The sequence below is a fragment of the Dehalococcoidales bacterium genome (genome assembly GCA_028717385.1).
In the GTDB taxonomy this organism is placed as follows: domain Bacteria; phylum Chloroflexota; class Dehalococcoidia; order Dehalococcoidales; family CSSed11-197; genus CSSed11-197.
Genome location: JAQUNW010000048.1, coordinates 1 through 4990 on the forward strand (window position 1 = coordinate 1; position 4990 = coordinate 4990).

Genomic DNA, 4990 nt, shown 5'->3' on the forward strand with positions numbered 1-4990 from the left:
CCCGAGTTAGTATTAAAATTGTCAAAAATATTACTGTGACAAAGGAGGTCTTTGTGCACTTTCTAGCACTGTCGCTAAGGCTATCATTGCCAGAGAATTATTGTCAAGTGTGCCTAGCTTTGGACGGCGATTTTATTTTTTAAATGCGGCCGGTTTTGATAAACGCTATCAGGTTGCCACCCCGTATAATATGCCAGGCAAATGCTGCCACGATTAACGTACCGATAATCTCGGGTATATACACAGACGGGTTTGAAGTAAGTGTTTCAAAAAGCCCACCTAGCCATTCCCCGGTTTCATGGCGCTCAAATACCACCCCAAACAGCGGCCAGAACAGTGTACGTGGATTTCGCCATATTTGGTCCAGAGCAAGGTGGGCAAATGTGCCGACACCAAGCAGCAGCAGGGCTGTGTTGCGCCGGTAATAATACAGCAGGAGGCCTGCTGCAATCAGTATGAGTAAAAAAAGAAGGGTGTGAGCATATATGCGCCCATTACCTATTTCATCAGCCAGCAGATAGATTCCAAGAGGTTTATCGATGATGTCGGGAAGCATGGAACCGATCAAAAGCATTCTGTAATCTATTCCAGATACATGGAAAGGTTTGTTAACCCTTGAAGAAGCGCTTGCGCTGGCAGATTTTTCTCCGTCGCCAGTTTTAACTGGACCAGGCTCATCTCGATTCAATATGGACACGGTTTTACCGGCAAGCCAGGCGCAGCCGGCGGTTATACCAGTGTGAGCAAAAAGTAGCATAATGGTAATAATAAACCTTTTACCTTGTTCGGGTAAACTTTTTCAGGCAGTGATTAATTATAAATTCAGAACTGGAATTAGCAGCCTTTGGTATTATAAACTAGGGTTGTCTAACAATTACTGTAAAAGGAATGGTTTTATAAGAGATGGAGACATGCAGAAATTGCGGGCAGAGAACCCTGGCTACTCTGGACTGGGCTTGCCCCTGGTGTGGCTTTCCGCTGAAAAAGGGGAAAAGGCTGGAAGTAACTTATACACAGGCGGTTAAACTCAGAAGGATGCCGGAAACTGAATACCAGGAGCTTTTTGAGGATTTTATGCAACCGGAACCGGTGGCGCATAACTTCTCAGTTAAAAAAGAGGATAATGCTTCGCTGCATTCAGGTGAACCTCCCGCTGAGATGTTACTTCTAAGCGAAGATGAGGAAGAATTCCAGGTGATGGCTGCAGATATAGAAACTGCCCGCCAAAGCCGGGAGTTTAGTGAGGAGGAGCCCGTCAGGAGCTTTAAAGGCGAAGATATCAAAGAATCTGCTGCAGAGGGGGAAGCATCAAGCTGGGAAGAAATGATGGAACAGGTGCCGGGTGTGTTTGGCGCGGGTGAAACAACCAGTCCTGTTTCTGATTACCAGGTTTTTGCGGAGGAGCCTGTCGAGGAAGATCCGGAAGAGCCGAATGCAGTCTGTGAGGAAGGCCAAAATGAAGAACTGGCAACTTGTGCACCAGAACCTGCCCCGGAAGAGGCTGAGCATTCTTGTGAACCCGAGCTCGAGCCGGTGGCAGCTATTGACATAACTATAGAAGAGCTGATGGAAGCCTATCAACAGAATGATGAGACTGCAGATGAACGTTACAATGATAAGTTGCTCGCGCTTACAGGTGTGGTTGCGCTGGCAAACGTGCGTGGTGACCGGGATTTCCAGTACGTTACGGTGACAGGGAAAGACCAGAATATTTTCCGTTCGATAAAATGCGTGTTTAATATGGATAAAGCTTTTCAGTTGGAGGGGCTGGAACGCGGGCAGACGGTAGTGATATCGGGCAGGTTCAGAGGCTCGCTGACTTCCATGAGCCTGGTGGATTGTTCGATTATCTAGTTATTAAGGATGATACTTGGAAGCTCAATGATAAAAACAGCTCCATTGCCAGGCTTGTTTTCCGCTCTTATATTCCCGCCATGTTCGGTAATAATCCCATAAACGATGGAAAGACCCCAGGCAAGTTCCCTGTCCGACTTTGCGAGTGGTAAAAACGGCGCTTTTTGCATTGGTTGTTCCCTGGCAAAAACCATCAGGTAATTTACAATCGAGGCGGTACGCCTGGCATCCCGGTTGATATGTTCCAGCAGTTCTTTTATCTCTCCGGATGCTTCACCTTGCAGAAGGTAATCGGATGTAGACCATGATCAAAGGCTGTGAGCCTATCATAGTCAATGTACCGCCCATAATTGCGGCAAAACCGATTGGCATTATCAGGCTGGAAGCGGAAACTTTAATGCGTTTTGACAGGTTCAAAATCGAGGGAAGAAAAATCACCACGGCGCCGATGTTCTGGATAAAACCGGAAAGAAGACCCACTGCGGAAGATACCATGGCAAGTGTACCAGCCCGGTTGTTACCTGCAGCCTTGAAGACCAGGTTTGAGAAACTATCCATATTATCGCCGGGCAATGAGAAAGCCAGGGTGGCCAGTTATTAACTGGCCTTTTTTACTTAGTGCAATGGCTTGAAGCCTAATCTATAAATTGCTGGGCTAACATATCCCAGCACCCATCCATCAATGCAGTTTTAATAGCACCGTTTTCCACTGTGATCATGGCTTCATGTGGGGTAATAACCTGCAGAAGCATCTGGCCGTCTCTATCCCCGTAACCTGAATGGCTGCATTCGAATTTGTAGACGATTGTCCAGGCATTTTTAATATCCGGATACAGAGTGTCTTCCAGCACGAGAGAGCTTTCAATGCCATCGTAAGCAAAGGTTGGGCAGTCTTTTATAAATCCTTCCGCCATTTGACGGGCTTGCTCCTCCGTGAGGGTTTTGCCTTCCCCGCTGACCTGGGTTGTGCAGGCAATTGCAAGCACCGGTATAATGGCCAGGGCCAGGGTGATAAGGTACCAGCGTTTTTTCATGAGTCCTTCTCCTTTTACTATTAGTGCTTATAAATTCTAACGGTAAACGCAGTAAAAGGTTAGGATTAGACGATTTGTATTCGATATATGTTCGTTATTATAAATTGAGTATATCTGCCAGTACCTTCTGACTGGCTCCGAAATGGGGTTTCCCGTCTATTACAACCACCGGGCGTCGTACCAGCCTGGGTTCTTCTGACATAAGTTCAATCAATTTATCATCACTCAATGATTCAGCCTCGACCCCAAGCTCTTTGAATGAAGGGCTTTTAAAATTAAACATTTCAGATGGCGGACTATCCTTTAAAATGCCCTTGATTTCCTCCCGGTTAAACGGTTCCTTGAAAAAATCACGCTCTTTTAAAGTGAAGCTTTTTTGCAAAAGAAACTCCTTTGCTTTACGGCAGGTGTTTCATCGCGCCCAGCAATAGAATTCTGTTTCCATTTATTTTCCGCCTTAACTTTATGATGTTGGCTAAATATAAGACTATAAATAAAAGAATTCAACAATGTTAATCTTAAGGGGAATTACAATGAATTGTCGTTAATCAGCTTACAAAGATGATGCTGGTTAGTTACTCACCAGCAGCGACAGTTGCGCAGGCATCCAGGTGGTAGCATTGGGTATCATAAGGGTTAGCTGGTTTATTAGCTGTTTCGCAAGCTACGCGTACGGTAATATCATAATTACCTGCTTTTTCAGGTGTGAAGCTAAACACAAAAGGGAAATTCTCATCCGGTGGGATGATCAAAATTTTATCTTCGATCAATTCTTGGTTGACAATTAAAAACGCGCGAATCCGACTTTCGTAATTACCGGAGCAATAGATATCAGTCCAGATATCTACTTTCCCCCCAAGATTAATATTTTCAGGTAATAATATGATACTGTGTATGATTAACTCATAATATAGCCAGCTATCAAGTGGATTGACTGGTTGTAATAGCTCTTCATCTTTAAACGTGCCCGTAGTGTTAAGGGTATGATTTGAAATGCTGGCGGCTGGAGAATCACTATACGTGGTTGGAATAGCTGTTGATTCCCCTGCATTAGAATTGTATGACAAACCAGCCGCCAGAGCTAAGGCAGTAATCACCATAAACGCAGGATATTTTATTCTCCCCCTTACAACTCCTCGTCCTCATACCCCTTGTTTTATTGGCGAGATATTAAAGTATTCTCGCTAGTAGTCAACACCTGCCTGGCCTTCAGTCTCAACCCAGATAGGTGGCATGTAAGGCCTGGGCTCACGCTGAGTTTCGATATAGGTATCCTTGAGTTCGTTGACTAATGGCCACGAATTAATTGCTACCTTCCCACTTCCATTGCAAGCCTTGCAGCTCACATCACCTTTATTAATAGATGCTTGTACTTCGGTGATTTTGGGCTGGTCAACCATCACGCTGGTGGAAAAATACACCGTAAATGTGTTTTCTGTTGCAGATTGCGGCTCAACTTCAGCAATTGCAAATTGTGTATCGAGCAATTTGCCGGTGGTAAAATCAATAAGAAAAAGATTCACCCAGCCTCCAGCCTCTTCGTGTGAATGGTTTTCGAATACTACATCTACCTCATATTGATATACGCGGTATGAATCACAACCAGCCAGAAAACGGGTTAATTCCCGGTATTCTACGCTGACGATTTCGACCTCGTCCATACTTGAGCTAGATAATGTTCCTTGGCTGTCACAAACTGGGCAAGGCGTTTTGATAAGGGCGGTTAGTGCCAGAATAGGTACCAAGGTAAAGAAAGCAATATATCGTTTCTGGATGCGAAATTTGTTTGCGATATTCATCTCATTTGCCCTCCCTTGGGATTAATTATTTCACCTTTGAATATTATTCTTTTTACTTTATTATTATACAATAGTTTGCTTGATTTGTCCTGTCGTATAAGAATATCAACTTAAGAATACGCAGTATATATAACGCATATTGCAGAAAAAAGATATCAGAAACGGGCTGGAGATTATCCAGCCCGTTTCGTTGTGCCTGTAACGCTTGTCTGTTAAGCCTTAAGGCTATTTGCAGGCAAGGATGGCACGTTTGGTCATAACCTTGGCTATCTGGATCTTGTATTTGTTCTGACCCAGGGCTGC

Annotated in this window: 8 protein-coding genes; 1 reads left to right on the forward strand and 7 read right to left on the reverse strand. The window is 44.4% G+C overall.

Annotation, left to right across the window (positions count from 1 at the left end; genetic code table 11):
• Nucleotides 1-139: 139 nt before the first annotated feature.
• Nucleotides 140-757, reverse strand: coding sequence for a metal-dependent hydrolase (locus PHX29_06935; protein ID MDD5605617.1), 618 nt, complete (start codon nt 755-757; stop codon nt 140-142).
• A 146-nt stretch (nt 758-903) separates the two neighbouring features.
• On the opposite strand from PHX29_06935, the gene PHX29_06940 reads away from it, so the two are divergent.
• Entirely contained in the window at nt 904-1854 is a 951-nt protein-coding gene (locus PHX29_06940) for a hypothetical protein (protein ID MDD5605618.1), read from the forward strand.
• Here PHX29_06940 and PHX29_06945 read toward each other — a convergent pair.
• The 6 genes from PHX29_06945 to PHX29_06970 form a co-directional block, all read right to left on the reverse strand.
• Nucleotides 1851-2024, reverse strand: a complete 174-nt coding sequence (locus PHX29_06945) for an ATP-binding protein (protein ID MDD5605619.1) — start codon at nt 2022-2024, stop codon at nt 1851-1853. The genes PHX29_06940 and PHX29_06945 overlap by 4 nt on opposite strands.
• 103 nt (nt 2025-2127) lie before the next feature.
• Nucleotides 2128-2412, reverse strand: coding sequence for an SLC13 family permease (locus tag PHX29_06950; protein MDD5605620.1), 285 nt, complete (start codon nt 2410-2412; stop codon nt 2128-2130).
• 77 nt (nt 2413-2489) lie between these two features.
• Nucleotides 2490-2888: a hypothetical protein gene (locus tag PHX29_06955; GenBank protein MDD5605621.1), complete on the reverse strand. Its 399-nt coding sequence runs from the start codon at nt 2886-2888 to the stop codon at nt 2490-2492.
• A gap of 97 nt (nt 2889-2985) precedes the next feature.
• Nucleotides 2986-3270 (reverse strand): hypothetical protein, encoded by a 285-nt coding sequence (locus PHX29_06960; GenBank protein MDD5605622.1) that lies wholly within the window; start codon nt 3268-3270, stop codon nt 2986-2988.
• A 193-nt stretch (nt 3271-3463) separates the two neighbouring features.
• Entirely contained in the window at nt 3464-3955 is a 492-nt protein-coding gene (locus PHX29_06965) for a hypothetical protein (protein MDD5605623.1), read from the reverse strand.
• Between the two features lie 117 nt (nt 3956-4072).
• Nucleotides 4073-4687 carry a hypothetical protein gene (locus tag PHX29_06970; GenBank protein ID MDD5605624.1) on the reverse strand — a complete coding sequence of 205 codons (615 nt, stop codon included), beginning with the start codon at nt 4685-4687 and terminating at the stop codon, nt 4073-4075.
• Between the last annotated feature and the right edge of the window lie 303 nt (nt 4688-4990).